Source organism: Pseudomonas sp. WP18 (assembly GCF_036689585.1).
In the GTDB taxonomy this organism is placed as follows: Bacteria; Pseudomonadota; Gammaproteobacteria; order Pseudomonadales; family Pseudomonadaceae; genus Aquipseudomonas; species Aquipseudomonas chlororaphis_E.
Genome location: NZ_CP144758.1, coordinates 1,724,342 through 1,742,798 on the forward strand (window position 1 = coordinate 1,724,342; position 18,457 = coordinate 1,742,798).

General features: G+C 63.5%; 21 protein-coding genes. 19 read left to right on the forward strand and 2 right to left on the reverse strand.

Features of this window, described 5'->3' with window-relative positions; all coding sequences use genetic code 11:
* The first annotated feature begins 153 nt into the window (after positions 1 to 153).
* From V5F23_RS07585 to V5F23_RS07630, 10 genes are all read left to right on the forward strand, one after another.
* On the forward strand, positions 154 to 525 hold the full coding sequence (locus V5F23_RS07585) for a chemotaxis response regulator CheY (RefSeq protein WP_003199125.1): 372 nt from the start codon (positions 154 to 156) through the stop codon (positions 523 to 525).
* Positions 526 to 544: 19 nt separating this feature from the next.
* On the forward strand, positions 545 to 1,330 hold the full coding sequence (locus V5F23_RS07590) for a protein phosphatase CheZ (RefSeq protein ID WP_042729122.1): 786 nt from the start codon (positions 545 to 547) through the stop codon (positions 1,328 to 1,330).
* A 23-nt stretch (positions 1,331 to 1,353) separates the two neighbouring features.
* The gene (locus tag V5F23_RS07595; protein WP_338497891.1) at positions 1,354 to 3,633 is read left to right on the forward strand and encodes a chemotaxis protein CheA; all 2,280 of its coding nucleotides are present in this window, start codon (positions 1,354 to 1,356) and stop codon (positions 3,631 to 3,633) included.
* Between the two features lie 48 nt (positions 3,634 to 3,681).
* The gene (locus tag V5F23_RS07600) at positions 3,682 to 4,815 is read left to right on the forward strand and encodes a chemotaxis response regulator protein-glutamate methylesterase (protein ID WP_123578560.1); all 1,134 of its coding nucleotides are present in this window, start codon (positions 3,682 to 3,684) and stop codon (positions 4,813 to 4,815) included.
* Positions 4,815 to 5,555, forward strand: a complete 741-nt coding sequence (locus tag V5F23_RS07605) for a flagellar motor protein (protein WP_042729125.1) — start codon at positions 4,815 to 4,817, stop codon at positions 5,553 to 5,555. The genes V5F23_RS07600 and V5F23_RS07605 overlap by 1 nt, the downstream gene beginning before the upstream one ends.
* Positions 5,556 to 5,570: 15 nt before the next feature.
* A complete protein-coding gene (gene motD / locus V5F23_RS07610; protein ID WP_042729126.1) occupies positions 5,571 to 6,455 on the forward strand; it encodes a flagellar motor protein MotD in 885 nt (294 codons plus the stop codon).
* Between the two features lie 49 nt (positions 6,456 to 6,504).
* The gene (locus V5F23_RS07615) at positions 6,505 to 7,296 is read left to right on the forward strand and encodes a ParA family protein (RefSeq protein ID WP_042729127.1); all 792 of its coding nucleotides are present in this window, start codon (positions 6,505 to 6,507) and stop codon (positions 7,294 to 7,296) included.
* A 96-nt stretch (positions 7,297 to 7,392) separates the two neighbouring features.
* Positions 7,393 to 8,271, forward strand: a complete 879-nt coding sequence (locus V5F23_RS07620; protein ID WP_042729128.1) for a CheW domain-containing protein — start codon at positions 7,393 to 7,395, stop codon at positions 8,269 to 8,271.
* A 73-nt stretch (positions 8,272 to 8,344) separates the two neighbouring features.
* Positions 8,345 to 8,830 carry a chemotaxis protein CheW gene (locus tag V5F23_RS07625; RefSeq protein WP_024778681.1) on the forward strand — a complete coding sequence of 162 codons (486 nt, stop codon included), beginning with the start codon at positions 8,345 to 8,347 and terminating at the stop codon, positions 8,828 to 8,830.
* A gap of 1 nt (position 8,831) precedes the next feature.
* Positions 8,832 to 9,227 (forward strand): DUF2802 domain-containing protein, encoded by a 396-nt coding sequence (locus V5F23_RS07630; protein WP_042729129.1) that lies wholly within the window; start codon positions 8,832 to 8,834, stop codon positions 9,225 to 9,227.
* Between the two features lie 141 nt (positions 9,228 to 9,368).
* Here the strand turns inward: V5F23_RS07630 and V5F23_RS07635 are convergent, their stop codons facing one another.
* Together V5F23_RS07635 and V5F23_RS07640 are read right to left on the reverse strand one after the other, a co-directional pair.
* Entirely contained in the window at positions 9,369 to 9,698 is a 330-nt protein-coding gene (locus V5F23_RS07635; RefSeq protein ID WP_042729130.1) for an EscU/YscU/HrcU family type III secretion system export apparatus switch protein, read from the reverse strand.
* Complete coding sequence (locus V5F23_RS07640; protein WP_338497895.1) at positions 9,695 to 11,266, reverse strand: flagellar hook-length control protein FliK; 1,572 nt, start codon at positions 11,264 to 11,266, stop codon at positions 9,695 to 9,697. Before V5F23_RS07640 ends, V5F23_RS07635 begins: the two co-directional genes overlap by 4 nt.
* 196 nt (positions 11,267 to 11,462) lie before the next feature.
* Between V5F23_RS07640 and ccmA the strand changes: the two genes are divergently transcribed.
* From ccmA to ccmI, 9 genes are all read left to right on the forward strand, one after another.
* Positions 11,463 to 12,098, forward strand: a complete 636-nt coding sequence (gene ccmA, locus V5F23_RS07645; protein ID WP_042729132.1) for a cytochrome c biogenesis heme-transporting ATPase CcmA — start codon at positions 11,463 to 11,465, stop codon at positions 12,096 to 12,098.
* On the forward strand, positions 12,095 to 12,763 hold the full coding sequence (gene ccmB / locus V5F23_RS07650) for a heme exporter protein CcmB (RefSeq protein ID WP_042729133.1): 669 nt from the start codon (positions 12,095 to 12,097) through the stop codon (positions 12,761 to 12,763). Before ccmA ends, ccmB begins: the two co-directional genes overlap by 4 nt.
* A gap of 94 nt (positions 12,764 to 12,857) precedes the next feature.
* Positions 12,858 to 13,613, forward strand: coding sequence for a heme ABC transporter permease (locus V5F23_RS07655; protein ID WP_042729134.1), 756 nt, complete (start codon positions 12,858 to 12,860; stop codon positions 13,611 to 13,613).
* A complete protein-coding gene (ccmD, locus tag V5F23_RS07660; protein WP_042729135.1) occupies positions 13,610 to 13,786 on the forward strand; it encodes a heme exporter protein CcmD in 177 nt (58 codons plus the stop codon). The genes V5F23_RS07655 and ccmD overlap by 4 nt, the downstream gene beginning before the upstream one ends.
* Positions 13,783 to 14,238: a cytochrome c maturation protein CcmE gene (ccmE, locus tag V5F23_RS07665; RefSeq protein ID WP_042729136.1), complete on the forward strand. Its 456-nt coding sequence runs from the start codon at positions 13,783 to 13,785 to the stop codon at positions 14,236 to 14,238. The genes ccmD and ccmE overlap by 4 nt, the downstream gene beginning before the upstream one ends.
* 3 nt (positions 14,239 to 14,241) lie before the next feature.
* The gene (locus V5F23_RS07670; protein WP_123578562.1) at positions 14,242 to 16,230 is read left to right on the forward strand and encodes a heme lyase CcmF/NrfE family subunit; all 1,989 of its coding nucleotides are present in this window, start codon (positions 14,242 to 14,244) and stop codon (positions 16,228 to 16,230) included.
* A complete protein-coding gene (locus V5F23_RS07675; protein ID WP_053146500.1) occupies positions 16,227 to 16,763 on the forward strand; it encodes a DsbE family thiol:disulfide interchange protein in 537 nt (178 codons plus the stop codon). The genes V5F23_RS07670 and V5F23_RS07675 overlap by 4 nt, the downstream gene beginning before the upstream one ends.
* Entirely contained in the window at positions 16,760 to 17,233 is a 474-nt protein-coding gene (locus V5F23_RS07680; RefSeq protein ID WP_013973856.1) for a cytochrome c-type biogenesis protein, read from the forward strand. The genes V5F23_RS07675 and V5F23_RS07680 overlap by 4 nt, the downstream gene beginning before the upstream one ends.
* On the forward strand, positions 17,226 to 18,446 hold the full coding sequence (gene ccmI / locus V5F23_RS07685) for a c-type cytochrome biogenesis protein CcmI (RefSeq protein WP_053146502.1): 1,221 nt from the start codon (positions 17,226 to 17,228) through the stop codon (positions 18,444 to 18,446). Before V5F23_RS07680 ends, ccmI begins: the two co-directional genes overlap by 8 nt.
* Positions 18,447 to 18,457: the final 11 nt, after the last annotated feature.

Here is an 18,457-nt window from a genome sequence, read left to right on the forward strand (position 1 = left end):
TGCGGGGGCGCTGCGAACGAGGCTGGCAGGTACTGCACGGTCTCACCCGTTGTGCTGCGCGCTGTTGTCGAGCGTTGTGCCGGATTGATTGAAATGGCGCGTTCAGGTGCTGGACGCGTTTAAGACTGCTTGGAGGTCGAATTGGACAAGAACATGAAAATCCTCATCGTTGATGACTTCTCAACGATGCGGCGGATCATTAAAAACCTGTTGCGTGACCTTGGGTTCACCAACACGGCCGAAGCAGATGACGGGACCACTGCGCTCCCGATGTTGCACAGTGGCAACTTCGATTTTCTGGTCACCGACTGGAACATGCCCGGCATGACCGGCATCGACCTGCTGCGCCAGGTGCGCGCTGATGAAAAACTCAAGCACCTTCCCGTGCTGATGGTCACCGCCGAAGCCAAGCGCGAGCAGATCATCGAAGCGGCCCAGGCCGGTGTGAACGGCTACGTGGTCAAACCCTTCACGGCCCAGGCGTTGAAAGAGAAGATCGAAAAAATCTTCGAACGCATCGGCTAACGGCGCCCCGGGGGGAGCTATGGATAACGAATCTTCAATGGGCGATTTCGAATCGACCCTGAAAAAACATGCCCGTGAACTGGTCGAAAGCCTCGAAAAAGGCCGTTTTGGCGATGCGGTTCAAATGATCCATGAGCTCAACCAGACCCGTGACCGTGGTCTGTATCTGGAAGTGGGCAAGCTCACGCGTGAATTGCACAGCGCGATTGTCAATTTCCAGATCGACCCGCGCATGCCGCAGGCCGAGGAAGTCTCGCAGATCACCGACGCCACCGAGCGCCTGGGGTATGTGGTCAAGCTGACCGAAGCGGCGGCCAACCGCACCATGGATTTGGTGGAGAGCGCCACGCCGCTGGTCAATGGCCTGAGCGAGGAAGCCCAGGCCTTGAGCACCGACTGGGGTCGGTTCATGCGTCGCGAGGTGGGGGCCGAGGAGTTTCGCGAGTTGGCCCGCCGGGTCGACGGTTTCCTGACGCGCAGCAGCAGCGAAAACCGCGCCGTCGCCAGCAACCTCAACGACATCTTGTTGGCCCAGGACTATCAGGACCTGACCGGCCAGGTGATCAAGCGCGTGACCCAACTGGTCACCGAAGTGGAAAGCAATTTGCTCAAGCTGGTGTTGATGGCCAGCCAAGTCGACCGCTTTGCGGGCATCGAACACGACCGTGAAGCGATGCTTGCTGAAAAAGATCCACAAAAACATCTCTCTCAGGGTGAAGGTCCGCAAATTCATGCCGATAAAAGAGAAGACGTTGTGTCCGGTCAGGACGATGTGGACGATTTGCTGTCCAGCCTTGGATTTTAGCCTGTTTTAGGAGCACCCCATTAATGAGCTTCGGCGCCGATGAAGAGATCCTTCAGGATTTCCTGGTTGAGGCTGGCGAGATTCTTGAGCAACTGTCCGAGCAATTGGTCGAGCTGGAAAGCCGGCCGGATGATGCGGATCTGCTCAACGCAATCTTTCGCGGTTTCCACACTGTAAAAGGAGGCGCCGGCTTCCTCCAGCTCAATGAGCTGGTGGAGTGCTGTCACATTGCCGAAAACGTGTTCGACATCCTGCGCAAGGGTGAGCGTCGCGTTGATTCGGAGCTGATGGACGTGGTGCTTGAAGCGCTGGATGCGGTCAACAGCATGTTCAGCGAAGTGCGCGAGCGCTCGCCGATTACCCCTGCCACGCCTGAGCTGCTCGCTGCGCTGTCGCGCCTGGCCGAGCCTCAGTCGGCGGATGAAACCGCTGCCGTGGCCGAGCCGGTCATTGAAGAGCCGGCCGTCGAGGAACCCGTCGCCGAGGAATCGGGCGACATCACCGATAACGAATTCGAACAACTGCTGGACTCCCTGAGCGCCGCCAAGGCCCAGGCCGAGGCGCCGGCGGCTCCGGCTGCCGCACCGGCGGGCGATGCCGCTGCCAGCGATGAAATCACCGACGCCGAGTTCGAGTCGTTGCTCGACCAGTTGCATGGCAAGGGCCAGTTCGCCGTCGATGCCGTCGCGCCTGCAGCGGCCCCGGCCGCCCCGAAAGCGGCGGGCGACAACTCGGACATCACCGACGACGAATTCGAAGCCTTGCTCGATCAGTTGCATGGCAAGGGTACCTTTGCCGTCGACGCCCTGGATTCGGCCATCGCTTCGGCGCCAAGCCCGGCGCAACCTGCCGCCGCTGCGGCCGGCAGCGACCTGATCAGCGACCACGAATTCGAGTCGCTGCTGGACGAGTTGCACGGCAAAGGCAAATTCACCGAAGTCGGCACGGCTTCCGCTACGGGGGCTGGCGCTGCGACGGCTGCACCGATGGCCAAGGCCGCGCCGAAACCGGCTGCCAAGGCGCCGGAGCCAAAGGCCGAGACACCTGCGCCCGCGGCCAAGCCAGCCGCTGCGGCCGCGCCAGCACCGGCTCGTGCCGCGTCGGCGCCGCCAGCGGAAAAACCAGCGAGCGAAGCCGAGACCACCGTTCGGGTCGACACCGCACGCCTGGACGAGATCATGAACATGGTCGGCGAACTGGTGCTGGTGCGTAACCGCCTGGTGCGCCTGGGCCTCAACAGCCAGGACGAAGCCATGTCCAAGGCCGTGTCGAACCTCGACGTGGTCACGGCCGACCTGCAGACCGCGGTCATGAAGACCCGGATGCAGCCGATCAAGAAAGTCTTCGGGCGCTTCCCGCGCCTGGTTCGCGACCTGGCGCGACAGCTCAAGAAAGAAATCAACCTGGAACTGGTGGGTGAAGAAACCGACCTCGACAAGAACCTTGTCGAGGCCCTGGCCGACCCGCTGGTTCACTTGGTGCGCAACGCGGTCGACCACGGTATCGAGTCGCCGCAGGAGCGAGAAGAAGCGGGCAAGGTCCGCAGTGGCAGGGTGATCCTGGCCGCCGAGCAGGAGGGCGACCACATCCTGTTGTCGATCTCCGACGACGGCAAGGGCATGGACCCGAACGTGTTGCGCTCCATCGCGGTGAAACGCGGCGTGATGGACAAGGATGCCGCCGACCGCCTCAGCGACACCGAGTGCTACAACCTGATCTTTGCCCCGGGCTTCTCCACCAAGACCGAGATCTCCGACGTGTCGGGCCGTGGCGTGGGCATGGACGTGGTGAAAACCAAGATTTCCCAGCTCAACGGTTCGATCAATATCTACTCGACCAAGGGCCAGGGCTCGAAGATCGTCATCAAGGTCCCGTTGACCCTGGCGATCATGCCGACCCTGATGGTGATGCTGGGCAACCAGGCGTTCGCCTTCCCGCTGGTGAACGTCAACGAAATCTTCCACCTCGACCTGTCGCGCACCAACGTGGTGGACGGCCAGGAAGTGGTGATCGTACGGGACAAGGCATTGCCGCTGTTCTACCTCAAGCGCTGGCTGGTCAGTTCGGCGGCGCACGAGGAGCAGGGCGAAGGCCACGTGGTGATCCTTTCGGTGGGCACCCAGCGGATCGGCTTCGTCGTCGATCAGTTGGTGGGCCAGGAAGAAGTGGTCATCAAGCCGTTGGGCAAGATGCTCCAGGGCACCCCGGGCATGTCCGGCGCCACCATCACCGGCGACGGCCGTATCGCACTGATTCTCGATGTGCCCAGCATGCTCAAGCGCTACGCCGCCCGGCGTATTTGATTCTGGAGGAGGGCGGTCCATGGCCGCGCCTCGTCTAACGGAGTGTTTATGGTAGTTAAAGTCCTGGTGGTGGACGATTCGGGTTTTTTTCGCCGCCGCGTCTCGGAAATTCTTTCGGCTGATACGAGTATCCAGGTTGTCGGTACGGCAACCAACGGCAAAGAGGCGATCGATCAGGCCCTGGCACTCAAGCCGGATGTGATCACCATGGACTACGAGATGCCGATGATGGATGGCATCACGGCCGTGCGCCACATCATGCAGCGCTGCCCGACTCCGGTATTGATGTTCTCGTCCCTGACCCACGAAGGCGCCCGGGTGACCCTCGATGCGCTGGACGCCGGGGCCGTGGATTTCCTGCCGAAAAACTTCGAAGACATCTCGCGCAACCCCGACAAGGTCCGGCAGTTGCTGTGCGAGAAGGTCCACAGCATTTCGCGCAGCAACCGCCGCGTCGGTGGCTACAGCGCCCCGGCACCGGCCGCTGTCGCCGCGCCAAGCCCTGCGCCGACGCCAAGCGCTTCGAGCAGCTTCAACCCGCCACCGGTGCGCAGTGCACCGGCACCGGCCCCCACTCGTTCGGCCCCGGCCAGCGCCTCTTCGGCGGCGCCCAAGCGCAAAGCCTACAAGCTGGTCGCGATCGGTACGTCTACGGGCGGCCCGGTGGCGCTGCAACGGGTCCTGACCCAATTGCCGGCCAATTTCCCGGCCCCCATCGTGCTGATCCAGCACATGCCCGCGGCGTTCACCAAGGCCTTCGCGGAGCGCCTGGACAAGCTGTGCAACATCAGCGTCAAGGAAGCCGAGGATGGCGACATCCTGCGTCCAGGCCTGGCGTTGCTGGCGCCGGGTGGTAAACAGATGATGGTCGACGGGCGTGGCGCGGTGAAAATCCTGCCGGGCGACGAGCGCCTGAACTACAAGCCGTGCGTGGACATTACCTTCGGTTCGGCGGCCAAGTCCTACGGTGACAAAGTTCTGGCGGTGGTGCTCACCGGCATGGGCGCCGACGGGCGCGAGGGCGCACGCCTGCTCAAACAGGGCGGCAGTGCGATCTGGGCCCAGGACGAAGCCAGTTGCGTGATCTACGGCATGCCGATGGCCATCGTGAAGGCCGATCTCGCCGACGCGGTGTACAGCCTGGATGACATAGGTCGACACCTGGTCGAGGCATGCCTGTAATGGATGTGCTCAGCCTGATCGGCATCATCATGGCGTTCGTCGCCATCATCGGTGGCAACTACCTGGAAGGCGGGCATCTCGGTGCCCTGGCCAATGGCCCGGCTGCGTTGATCGTGCTCGGTGGCACCATTGGCGCGGCGCTGCTGCAATCGCCCATGAGTGCATTCAAACGGGCGATCCAGGTGCTGGTCTGGATCCTGTTTCCGCCGCGTGTCGACCTGGCCGGCGGCATCGACCGGGTGGTGAACTGGAGCCTGACCGCGCGCAAGGAAGGCTTGCTGGGCCTGGAAGGGGTGGCCGACGCCGAACCCGACAGCTACTCGCGCAAAGGCCTGCAATTGCTGGTGGACGGTGCCGAGCCGGAAGCCATCCGCAGCATCCTGGAGGTGGATTTCTACACCCAGGAAGCCCGCGACATCGAAGCGGCCAAGGTGTTCGAAAGCATGGGCGGCTACGCGCCGACCATCGGCATCATCGGTGCGGTGATGGGCTTGATCCACGTGATGGGCAATCTGGCCGACCCATCGCAACTGGGCAGCGGCATCGCCGTGGCCTTCGTTGCCACGATCTACGGCGTGGCGAGCGCCAACCTGGTGTTGCTGCCGATTGCCGCCAAGCTCAAGTCCATCGCATTGCGCCAGTCGCGCTACCGCGAAATGCTGCTGGAAGGGATCCTGTCGATCGCCGAGGGTGAAAACCCACGCTCCATTGAGTTGAAGCTCCAGGGCTTCATGGATTAATGGGGGTAATGGACCATGGCCCGTCGCAGGCACACTGAAGAACACGTCAACCATGAACGCTGGCTGGTTTCCTACGCTGACTTCATCACGCTGCTGTTCGCCTTTTTCGTGGTCATGTATTCGATCTCGTCGGTCAACGAAGGCAAGTACAAGGTCATTTCCGAGGCCCTGATCGGCGTCTTCACCGACTCTGATCGCGCCCTCAAGCCCATCCCCATTGGCGAAGAGCGGCCCAAGACCACGACCCCGGCCCAGCCGCTGGTCAAGGATTCCGAGCAGGTCGATGCCGGCATCGCCGGTGGCAGCGATCCATTGAAAAGCATTGCCGACGACATCAGCGCGGCATTCGGTGACCTGATCAATTCCAATCAGATGACCGTGCGCGGCAACGAGTTGTGGGTCGAGATCGAACTCAATTCCAGCCTGTTGTTCGGCAGCGGCGACGCAATGCCCAGCGACATGGCCTTCAACATCATCGACAAGGTGGCGGCGATCCTGAAGCCGTTCGACAACCCGGTCCATGTCGAAGGCTTTACGGACGACCAGCCGATCCGGACCGCGCAGTACCCGACCAACTGGGAGCTGTCCTCGGCCCGTTCGGCCAGCATTGTCCGCATGCTGGCGATGCAGGGCGTGAACCCCGGTCGCCTGGCGTCGGTGGGCTATGGCGAGTTCCAGCCGGTGGCCAACAACGCCACCGCCGAAGGCCGTGCGCGCAACCGTCGCGTGGTGCTGGTGGTGTCGCGCAACCTTGATGTGCGCCGTAGCCTGACCGGTACAGGGACGGCCAACGCAACACCGGATGCGGCGTTGAAGCGTGCTGGCACACAAACTGCACCGGCTGCGGTCAAGTCGCCGGGACAGCGGAGCGCCGTCAATTCTCCGTCACCCGCTTTATAACCGAGCTATTTCTCGGTCGAGCCTGTTTCGGCCGGGAGGAACGATCCGAATGAGAGTCTGGGCAGTCGCCAATCAAAAAGGTGGTGTGGGTAAAACCACATCTTCCATCGCTCTAGCTGGCTTGCTGGCCGAGGCGGGCAAGCGCGTGGTCATCGTCGACCTGGACCCCCATGGCTCGATGACCAGCTATTTCGGCTACGATCCCGATAGCCTGGAGCACAGCAACTTCGACCTGTTCCTGCACAAGGGCACCGTGCCCGAGGGCTTGCCGGGGCAGTTGCTGTTGTCCACCAGCCACGAAAGCATCTCGCTGTTGCCATCGAGCACCGCCCTGGCCACGCTGGAGCGCCAGTCGCCGGGCCAGAGTGGCCTGGGCCTGGTGATCGCCAAGAGTCTGGCGCAGCTGTGGCAGGATTTCGATTACGCCATCATCGACAGCCCGCCGTTGCTGGGCCTGTTGATGGTCAACGCCTTGGCCGCGAGCCAGCAATTGGTGATCCCGGTGCAAACCGAGCACCTGGCGGTCAAGGGCCTGGAGCGCATGGTCAATACGTTGGCGATGGTCAACCGCTCACGCAAGCAATCGCTGGCGTTCAACATCGTGCCGACCCTGTTCGACCGCCGTACCCAGGCGTCCCTGGGGACGCTGCGCGTTCTGCGGGACAAGTACCCGGATGACATCTGGCAAGGCTACATCCCCGTCGATACGCGCTTGCGGGACGCCAGCCGCGTCGGCGTGACCCCGTCGCAGTTCGATGGCAAGAGCCGCGGTGTGCTGGCTTACCGGGCGCTGCTCAAGCACTTGTTGGCCCAGCAACTCGTTTCGCAGCAGGTGGCTTAACGTGACGAGGTTTCCTACAGGCATTGCGCCGACTCGTGAGCGCTCAAGTCCTACAGCATTCATGCCGATAACCTTTTCAAGTGGCGGACTTTTCCAATGAACCGCCCGATAAAGACGACCTCGCGTCCCCAACTGGCCCTGCAGTCCTACCTGGACGGGCTGTTGCAGGAAGCGACCGAAGAATTACCACCGTCGCCGAGTGTGATCGAGGCGTTGCCCGAGCCCGAGCCTGTCGAAGCCGAAGGTGTGCTGGATGAGTTTCAAGCGGCCGTGCTCGAAGAGCAGGCTCGTGACGCCCGTACGTCGGTGGTTGCCGCAGCGGTCGAGGCACCGTTCGTCAAGCCGTCGCTGAAGGTCATGGACGCACCCGCGCCGATCCTTGCGCCGGTGTCGACGGTTGCACCGCTGTTGCAGGGGCTGGTGACGCCGGTGGTGGAAGTCCACCTGCCGCCGAGCAGCCCGCCGCCGCCGGAGCCGACCGATGACCGCCCGAGCTGGGCCGCCGAGCCGTTCGAGTGCCTGTTGTTCGATGTGGCCGGGTTGACCCTGGCGGTGCCGCTGGTGTGCCTGGGGTCGATCTACTCCCTGGCCGGGCAGGAATTGACGCCGTTGTTTGGCCAGCCGCAATGGTTCCTTGGGATCCTGCCGAGCCAGGCCGGTAACCTGAAGGTGCTCGATACCGCGCGCTGGGTGATGCCGGACCGTTATCGCGACGATTTTCGCCAGGGCCTGCAATACGTGATTTCGGTGCAGGGGTACGAGTGGGGATTGGCGGTTCACCAGGTCAGCCGTTCGCTGCGCCTGGATCCGAACGAGATCAAGTGGCGCAGCCATCGAGGGCAACGGCCATGGCTGGCCGGTACGGTGATCGAGCACATGTGCGCCTTGCTGGACGTTTCCGAGCTGGCAGAGCTGATCGCCAGCGGCGGGGCAAAACACCTGGATGGCAGCCTGCCGGTCCAGAAACCGAAATAACACAACCGGTGGCGCACAGCGTCGCTGGACAGAATACACGCCGCCACAAGGCGGTTTTTCGAGGGGTCAGGGTATGAATGATAAGGCGTCGTCTCTCAAGGGTTCCGAAGATCCGATTTTGCAATGGGTGACCTTCAAGCTCGATAACGAAACCTATGGCATCAACGTGATGCGGGTCCAGGAAGTGCTGCGCTATACCGAGATCGCTCCGGTTCCGGGTGCGCCAAGCTACGTGCTGGGGATCATCAACCTGCGCGGCAACGTGGTCACGGTGATCGACACCCGCCAGCGTTTCGGCCTGAATTCCACCGAGGTCAACGACAACACCCGTATCGTGATCATCGAGGCTGACAAGCAAGTGGTCGGTATCCTGGTCGACAGCGTGGCCGAAGTGGTTTACTTGCGTCAGTCGGAAATCGAAACCGCGCCTAACGTCGGTAACGAAGAGTCGGCCAAGTTCATCCAGGGCGTCTGCAACAAGAACAATGAGTTGCTAATCCTGGTCGAGCTGGAAAAAATGATGAGCGAAGAAGAGTGGTCGGAACTGGAGAGTATCTGATTTGATTCTTGAGGTAGCAGTCATTGTCCTGTTCCTGTTTTGGGCAGGCACGCTGGCAATGTTCGTGGCGTACATACGCGACCAGCGACAAGTTGCTGCTCAGCAGGCCCAAGGCGATGCGCTGCGTGACCAGCGCATCAAGGAGCTGGCCAAGCGCGTCGACGACTATCAGAACGGCACCGTGCGCATGGGCGAAGCGCTCCATGAGCTGCGGGCCGTGGTCGCGCCGTTGCCGGACAAACTCGCCCAGCTGGAGCAGCGTGACCCTTCCACCCTCTCGTTCGCCCAAGCCGCCCGCCTGGTAGGCATGGGTGCCAGCATCGACGAACTGACCCAAGCCTGCGGCCTGACCCAGGCCGAAGCGGAGTTGATGAGCAAGTTGCACAAGGGCGGCTGAGCCGTTCGGCGCCCAGCACCATCACCATGGCGAGGGCGATCGTTGCCGCAGGGCAGCGCAGCGGCCCTCGCTTTTTTGCGGCTGCTGCGCACTGGAGCGCCAGCCCGGCGGAGCGGGAGCAAGCGCCCTCGCCACGGTCGATCAGTAGTCGTCCCCGCGCTCCGTCACATCTTTCTCGAGGCTCGGCGCATTCGGGTCGTAGCCCTTGGGGAACTTGCCTTTCAGGTTCCAGGCGAACGCGATGATCTCGGCGATCGTGCGGTACAGCTCCTCCGGGATGCTGTCGCCCAGTTCCAGCCTGGCCAGCAGTTTCACCAATTCGGCATTTTCATAGATCGGTACTTCGCTGTCCCGGGCGATCCGCAGGATTTCCTCGGCCAGGGCTTCGTCGCCCTTGGCGGTGAGGGTCGGGGCGTGGTGGCCGTCGTATTTGAGGGCGATGGCCTGGCGCGGTTCGGTGTGGGTTGTCATGCGGTTTCATCCACCCAGCGTTGTTCGAGTCGGGTCTTGGGCCCTTGGGGCGGGATGCCGAGGTGGCAGTCCAGGTCGCTGACGTTCAAGCCGCAGTCCAGCAGGCGTTCACGCAAGGTCGCCAGGTTGCTCTCGATCAGGCTCGCGGTGTACGGCCGCTGCGCCCACAACTGGCTCGACAGGCTACCGCTGAGCAGTTGGGCCTGGACCTGCAAGGGGCCCAGCGGCTCCATGTCGAACGCCAGTTCGACCCGCCAGAGTTGCTGCTTCGGTTCACGTTCTTCCCGGCGCTCGTCAGGTTGTTCCCGAGGCGGGGTTTCCTCGCGCTGAAACTTGACCTGCAAGGGCACGATGTCCTGCAGGTTGCGCATGGGGATCTCCAGTTGCCAGGTGCTCATCAGCCTGCCGTCGGGGGTCAGCCCCGTTTGTTCCAGGCTCGACAGCTGATGGCTTTGCAGGCGCGACACGGCAGCGGCGGCCAGGCGCAGCAGGTGCTCGAGGTCGCCTTCGTCATCCTGCTCCTTCAGCAGCCGCGAGGGCAGGGGGAAATTGGTCGGTTGCGGCTTGGCGCTGACCTGGCCGAGCATCCCCAGGGCGCTGCGCACAAAGGTGGGCAAGGCCTGGGCCAAGGTGTTGGCGGCGATGATGGCGCCCAGGTTGGTGGAGGCGGGCAGCGACGGGGTCAGTTGGGCGATCAGCTTCAACAGGTCGCCTTTCATGTCTGCCGCCGGACCCAGCGCAGGCCCGGCAAGCAGTTTGCTTTCCAGGAACACCCCGCTGGCCACCATGGCCTGGGCCAGGCCTTTGGGCGTGCTCAATTGTTGGACATCCGGCAGGCCGGCCAACAGCCGCGTCACGGCTGCGCGCAGCTCGGCACCGGTGTCGTCAGTGGCCGGGAGGTTCTGCAAGGCGCTGATCAGGCTGTCCAGCGAGCCTTGGCGGCTCACTTGGGTGGCCAGTTGCTGGCTTACCGCCAGTTGCTCCTGGTGGTTGCTCAATGGCACGAACTTCAGGGTCTGGGCGTCTTGCACCTGGGCGCTCAACAATGTGCCGATGCGCAGCGGCTGCGGGCTGTCGATGTCGAGGGTGGCCCCTGCCTGGGCGGTGTTGAGCAGGCTCACCAACGACCGGTACACCACCGGCTGCCCCGGCAGTTGCGGCAGGGCCTGGCTGGTCAGCACCTTGCCTTGCAGCAGGGTCCCGACCGGCATTTGCGCGGTGTCGATGCGGGTCAGTGCGGCGACGCTGGAGGCGATGGCCTGTTGCACCGTCACGGCCAGGTTGGTGGCCGAGGGCTGGGTCACGGCCAGGCTGGTGCCCTGGGGCAGCGGCTGCATGCTGGTGGCCTGGACCGTGGTCTGGCGGCCGCTTTCCAGGGTGACCTTGAGCAATAGCTGGAATGTCTGGTCGGCCTGCTTGAGCGAAAGGACTTCGGCACTCGCCGTCTGGCCGGCACCGATCAGGCCCTCGACCGGCGTCAGCAGTTTGAGCAGCTCGCCACTAACCACGGGCGTACGCGTCGTCGCCGTGGGCTGAGGCAGCGGCTGAATGTTCATGTCACCTGTCATCAGCAGTCTTACCTTGGGAAAAAGCCCTCTTTCGCGCAGGGCACGACATGTATAATGCCGCCCGTCTTACAGGGAGTGGCGAAAACCTTGCAATTGTTTGACGCAGCTCTGTGGAACAGGCCGTCAATGCATCTATGCTGCATCTCTTTAACGGCCGCTGCACCGCCGACTTGAACCGTATAAGGCCCGCGATCCCTTGACCAGTCCTCTTTTGCAAACCGTCGGCCTCGCTTGTGAGCGAGACTTGCGGCTGCTGTTCGAACATCTCGAATTGAGACTCTCGCCCGGCGATATGGTGCAGGTCAGTGGCCCCAACGGCAGCGGCAAGACCAGCTTGCTGCGGCTGCTGGCCGGGTTGATGCAGCCCACCGCCGGCCAGGTGCTGCTCAATGGCCACCCGTTGCAGAGCCAGCGCAGTGAACTGGCGCGCAACCTGCTCTGGATCGGCCATGCCGCCGGGATCAAGGATCTGCTCACCCCGGAAGAAAACCTCAGTTGGCTCTGCGCCTTGCATCGCCCGGCCGGACGCGAGGCGATCTGGCAGGCGTTGGCCACGGTGGGCTTGCGCGGTTTTGAAGACGTACCGTGTCACACCCTGTCCGCCGGCCAGCAGCGTCGCGTGGCCCTGGCCCGGCTGTATCTGGATAGCCCGCCGCTGTGGATCCTCGACGAACCCTTCACCGCCCTGGACAAGCAGGGCGTGGCGCAGCTCGAGGAACACCTGGCCGGACACTGCGAGCGCGGTGGCACGGTGCTGTTGACCACTCACCACACGCTGGCGCGGATGCCATCCGGTTATCGCAGCATTGACCTGGGGACCTGGGCGATATGAGCGTGTTCGGTTTGTTGTTGGCCCGTGAGGCTCGGCTGTTGTTTCGTCGTCCGGCTGAATTGGCCAATCCGCTGGTGTTCTTCGCGATCGTGATTGCATTGTTCCCGTTGGCCGTCGGCCCGGAGACTCAATTGTTGCAAACCTTGTCGCCAGGACTGGTCTGGGTGGCCGCGCTTTTATCGGTCCTGCTCTCGCTGGACGGGCTTTTCCGCAGTGATTTCGAGGACGGCTCCCTCGAACAGTGGGTCCTTTCGTCGCACCCCCTGGCCCTTCTGGTTTTGGCCAAGGTACTGGCACACTGGGTTTTTTCCGGGTTGGCGCTGGTGCTGCTCTCGCCGCTGCTGGCCATGATGCTTGGCTTGCCCAGCGCGTGCATGCCGGTGCTGCTGGTGTCGCTGCTGCTGGGTACGCCAGTGCTGAGCTTGCTCGGTGCGGTGGGCGCGGCGTTGACGGTGGGTTTGAAGCGCGGCGGCCTGCTGCTGGCATTGTTGATCCTGCCGCTGTATATCCCGGTGTTGATCCTCGGCAGTGGCGCCTTGCAGGCGGCTTTGCAGGGCATGCCGGCGACGGGTTATCTGCTGTGGCTTGGGAGCCTGACCGCCCTGGCGATAACCCTGACACCCTTTGCAATAGCCGCTGGCCTGAAGATCAGCGTCGGCGAATAATAATGAGGCCTGGTCAAAAACTGACCACTTCCCTGGAAGTCAAGGCCGCCCCGGCGGTTCGTGATGGCGAGCCGCAACCGTGATGGAAACAGCAATGAACTGGACCTGGTTTCACAAGCTCGGCTCACCCAAGTGGTTCTATGGCATCAGCGGCAGGCTGCTGCCCTGGCTGAGCATCGCCGCTCTGCTGCTGATCGGTTCCGGCATCGTCTGGGGCCTGGCCTTCGCCCCGCCGGATTACCAGCAGGGCAACAGCTTCCGCATCATCTACATTCATGTGCCCACGGCGATGCTGGCCCAGTCCGTCTACGTGATGCTGGCGGTGTGCGGGGTGGTCGGGCTGGTGTGGAAGATGAAGCTGGCCGACGTGGCCCTGCAATGCGCGGCGCCCATCGGCGCCTGGATGACCGCCGTTGCGCTGGTCACCGGTGCCATCTGGGGCAAGCCGACCTGGGGTTCATGGTGGGTCTGGGATGCCCGACTGACGTCGATGCTGATCCTGCTGTTCCTGTACTTCGGTCTTATTGCGCTGGGCAACGCCATCAGCAATCGTGACAGCGCCGCCAAGGCGTGCGCGGTGCTGGCGATCGTCGGCGTGATCAACATCCCGATCATCAAGTACTCGGTGGAGTGGTGGAACACCCTGCACCAGGGCGCGACGTTCACCCTCACCGAAAAGCCGGCGATGCCGGTGGAAATGTGGCTGCCGCTGCTGCTGACGGTGCTGGGGTTCTATTGTTTCTTCGGCGCGGTGCTGCTGCTGCGCATGCGCCTCGAAGTGCTCAAGCGCGAAGCCCGCGCCAGTTGGGTGAAGGCCGAAGTACAGAACAGCCTGGAGGCCGCTCGATGAGTTTCGCTTCATTCGGCGATTTCCTCGCCATGGGCCATCATGGCCTGTATGTCTGGTCAGCCTATGGCATTTGCCTGGCGGTACTGGCCCTCAACGTGGCGGTGCCGATCCTGGCCCGCAAGCGGTATCTGCAACAGGAGGCGCGTCGTCTGCGCCGGGAGAACGGTCAGTGAATCCGCTGCGCAAAAAACGTCTTGTCATCATTCTGGCGATCCTGGTGGGTGTCGGTGCCGCGGTCGGCCTGGCGCTCAGTGCCTTGCAGCAGAACATCAACCTGTTCTACACCCCGACCCAGATTGCCAACGGCGAAGCGCCCCATGACACACGCATCCGCGCCGGTGGCATGGTGGAAAAGGGGTCGCTGGTGCGTTCCGGGGATTCGCTGGACGTGACCTTCAACGTCACTGATTTCAACAAGACCGTCACCATCACCTATCGCGGCATCCTCCCGGATCTGTTCCGCGAGGGGCAGGGCATCGTCGCCCTGGGCAAGCTCAACGCCAGTGGCGTGGTGGTGGCCGATGAAGTGCTGGCCAAGCACGATGAAAAATACATGCCGCCGGAAGTGACCAAGGCCCTGAAAGACAGCGGTCAGTCGGCGCCTGCTCCCGTGAAGGAGGGCTGATCGATGAGCACCGGTATCTTTATTCCCGAGTTGGGCCACCTGGCGATGATCCTGGCCCTCTGCTTTGCCCTAGTGCAGGCCGTGGTGCCGTTGCTCGGTGCCTGGCGCGGCGACCGCCTGTGGATGAGCCTGGCCCAGCCGGCGGCGTGGGGCCAGTTCGCCTTCATGGTGTTCGCCTTCGGTTGCCTGACCTACGCCTTCATGACCGACGATTTTTCCGTGGCCTACGTCGCCAGCAACTCCAACAGCGCGTTGCCCTGGTATTACAAGTTCAGTGCGGTGTGGGGTGCCCATGAAGGTTCGCTGCTGCTCTGGGCATTGATCCTGGCCGGCTGGACCTTCGCCGTCTCGGTGTTCTCCCGGCAGTTGCCCCAGGTGATGCTGGCCCGGGTACTGGCGGTGATGGGCATGATCAGTACCGGCTTCCTGCTGTTCCTGATCGTCACCTCCAACCCGTTCGAGCGCATCCTGCCGCAGATGCCCAGCGATGGCCGCGACCTCAATCCGCTGTTGCAAGACATCGGCCTGATCGTGCACCCACCCATGCTGTACATGGGGTACGTCGGCTTCTCCGTGGCCTTCGCCTTCGCCATCGCGGCCTTGCTCGGCGGACGCCTGGATGCCGCCTGGGCTCGCTGGTCGCGGCCCTGGACCATTGTCGCCTGGGCCTTCCTCGGCATCGGCATCACCCTCGGTTCGTGGTGGGCCTACTACGAACTCGGCTGGGGCGGCTGGTGGTTCTGGGATCCTGTGGAAAACGCCTCGTTCATGCCCTGGCTGGTGGGCACGGCACTGATCCATTCCCTGGCCGTCACGGAAAAGCGCGGCGTGTTCAAAAGCTGGACCGTGCTGCTGGCCATCGCGGCGTTTTCCCTGAGCCTGCTCGGGACGTTCCTGGTGCGCTCCGGTGTCCTGACGTCGGTGCATGCCTTCGCCTCGGACCCTGAGCGCGGCGTGTTCATCCTGATGTTCCTGTTGTGCGTGGTCGGCGGTTCGCTGACGTTGTTCGCCCTGCGCGCGCCGGTGGTGAAAAGCCAGGTGGGCTTCAACCTCTGGTCGCGGGAAACCCTGTTGCTGGGCAACAACCTGGTGCTGGTGGTGGCCGCGTCGATGATCCTGCTGGGGACGCTGTACCCGCTGGTGCTCGATGCGTTGTCCGGGGCCAAGCTGTCGGTCGGTCCGCCGTACTTCAACGCCTTGTTCATCCCGCTGATGGGGATCCTGATGGTGGTGATGGCCATCGGCGTACTGGTGCGCTGGAAAGACACGCCGGTCAAGTGGTTGCTGGGCATGCTGACGCCGGTGCTGCTGGGCACGGCGGCCCTGGCCGTGGTGGCCGGGGTGGCCTATGGCGACTTCAACTGGGCGGTGCTGGCCACTTTCGTGCTGGCGGCCTGGGTGCTGCTGGCCGGTGTCCGAGACATTCTCGACAAGACCCGCCACAAAGGCCTGGTCAAGGGCCTGCCAACCCTGACCCGCAGCTACTGGGGCATGCAGATCGCCCACCTGGGCATCGCCGTCTGCGCCCTGGGCGTGGTGCTGTCCAGCCAGAACAGCGCCGAGCGCGACCTGCGCCTGGCCCCGGGAGAGTCCATGGAGCTGGCCGGGTATCAGTTCGTGTTCGAGGGCGCCAAGCATTTCGAAGGCCCGAACTTCACCTCCGACAAAGGCACCGTGCGGGTCATTCGCGACGGCCGGGAAGTGACGGTCCTGCACCCGGAAAAACGCCTGTACACCGTGCAGAACTCGGTGATGACCGAGGCCGGCATCGATGCCGGTTTCACCCGCGACCTGTATGTGGCACTGGGTGAATCCCTGGGCGATGGCGCCTGGGCCGTGCGGGTGCACGTCAAGCCGTTCGTGCGCTGGATCTGGTTCGGTGGCCTGCTCACCGGTCTTGGCGGGGTCCTGGCGGCGCTGGATCGGCGTTATCGGGTCAAGGTGAAAACCCGGGTGCGCGAAGCCCTGGGCGTGACGGGAGCCACTGCATGAGACGTTGGATGATGGTGTTGCCGCTGGCGCTGTTCCTGGTGGTGGCGGTGTTTCTGTACCGGGGGCTTTACCTGAACCCGGCCGAGCTGCCCTCGGCGATGATCGGCAAGCCGTTCCCGGAGTTTTCCCTGCCGTCGGTGCAGGGTGACAAGACCCTGACCCGCGCCGACCTGCTGGGCAAGCCGGCGCTGGTCAATGTGTGGGGCACCTGGTGCATCTCTTGCCGGGTCGAGCACCCGGTGCTGAACAAACTGGCGCAGAACGGCGTGGTGATCTACGGCGTCAATTACAAGGACGTCAACGCCGACGCGCTGAAATGGCTCGCCGAGTTCCATAACCCTTACCAGTTGGATATTCGCGACGAGGAGGGCTCCCTGGGCCTGAACCTGGGGGTCTATGGGGCGCCGGAAACCTTCTTCATCGACGCCAAGGGCATCATCCGCGACAAGTTTGTCGGGGTGATCGACGAACAGGTCTGGCGCGAGAAGTTGGCCGCCAAATACCAGGCACTGGTTGACGAGGCCAAGCCATGAGGCGCTGGCTGGCAGCCGCCATGCTCGGGTTGAGCCTGGTGGGGGTGGCCCACGCCGCCATCGACACGTACGAATTCGCCAACGAGGGCGAGCGCGAGCGGTTTCGCGAGCTGACCAAGGAACTGCGCTGCCCCAAGTGCCAGAACCAGGACATCGCCGACTCCAACGCACCGATTGCCGCTGACCTGCGCAAGGAAATCTTCCGCATGCTCGGCGAGGGCAAGGACAACCAGCAGATCATCGACTTCATGGTGGACCGCTACGGTGAGTTCGTGCGCTACAACCCCGCCTTGTCCTCCAAGACCGCGCTGCTCTGGTTCGGCCCCGCCGGGCTGTTGCTCGGTGGCTTCGTGGTCATCGCCGTGATCGTTCGCCGCCGTCGGGTGCAGCGTACGGCCGCCCCGGACACGCTTTCCGTCGAAGAGCGCCAGCGCCTCGACCAACTGTTGGATACAACCAAGCATGATTGATTTCTGGCTCGCCGCAGGTCTGCTGCTCCTGATTGCCCTGAGTTTTCTGTTGATTCCTGTGTTGCGTGGTCGCCGTGCCCAGCGCGAAGAGGACCGTACCGCGCTCAACGTGGCGCTGTACCAGGAGCGCGTCGCTCAACTGCAGGCCGAGCGGGAGGAGGGCGTGCTCAACGCCGCGCAGTTGGACACCGGCCGCGCCGAAGCCGCCCGTGAGCTGCTGGCCGACACCGAGGGCGCCGATGCGCCGCGCGAGTCGCGCCTGGGCAAGCCCTTGCCGTTGCTCGCCGCCGTGCTGGTACCGTTGCTGGGCTTGGGGCTGTACCTGCATTTCGGTGCCAGCGACAAGGTCGAACTGACCCGTGAGTTCGCCCAGGCGCCGCAGTCGATGGAAGAAATGACCCAACGCCTGGAGCGGGCGGTGGCGGCGCAACCGGACAACGCCGAGGGCCTGTATTTCCTTGGCCGTACGTACATGGCCCAGGATCGGCCCGCGGATGCAGCGAAGATCTTCCAGCGCACCGTGGCGGTGGCGGGCCGCCAACCCGAACTGCTGGGCCAGTGGGCCCAGGCGCAGTACTTCGCCGACGGCAAGAAATGGTCGGACCAGGTCCAGGCCCTGACCGACGAAGCGCTGAAGCTCGATCCCAAGGAGGTCACCAGCCTCGGCCTGCTGGGCATCGCCGCGTTCGAGGGCGAACGTTACCAGGACGCGATCGATTACTGGAGCCGCCTGTTGGTGGAGCTACCGGAGGGTGACAAGTCCCGCGAGGCGTTGCAGGGCGGTATCGCCCGCGCCACCGAGAAGCTTCAGGCCGCTGGCGGCCAGGTTGCGCCGGCCCAGGCTCAGACCCAGGCACCTGCCGCCAAGGCGGCCGCCGTGCTCAAGGTGCGTGTCGAGCTGGCGCCGGCGCTCAAGGCCAAGGTGCAGCCAGGCGACAGCGTGTTCATCTTCGCCCGCGCCGCGTCCGGCCCGCCGGCCCCGCTGGCGGCCAAGCGCCTGACCGTCGCCGACCTGCCGGTGACCGTAGAGCTGGGGGATGCGGACGCGATGATGCCGCAGCTGAAACTGTCGAACTTCCCTGAAGTCCAACTGGTGGCGCGGATCTCCCGTGCCGGTCAACCCACCGCCGGTGAATGGATCGGCCGCAGCCAACCCCTGGCGAGCAGCACCACCGCGTCGCAGCACCTGACCATCGACAGCCCGGACCAATAACAGGAATTCGC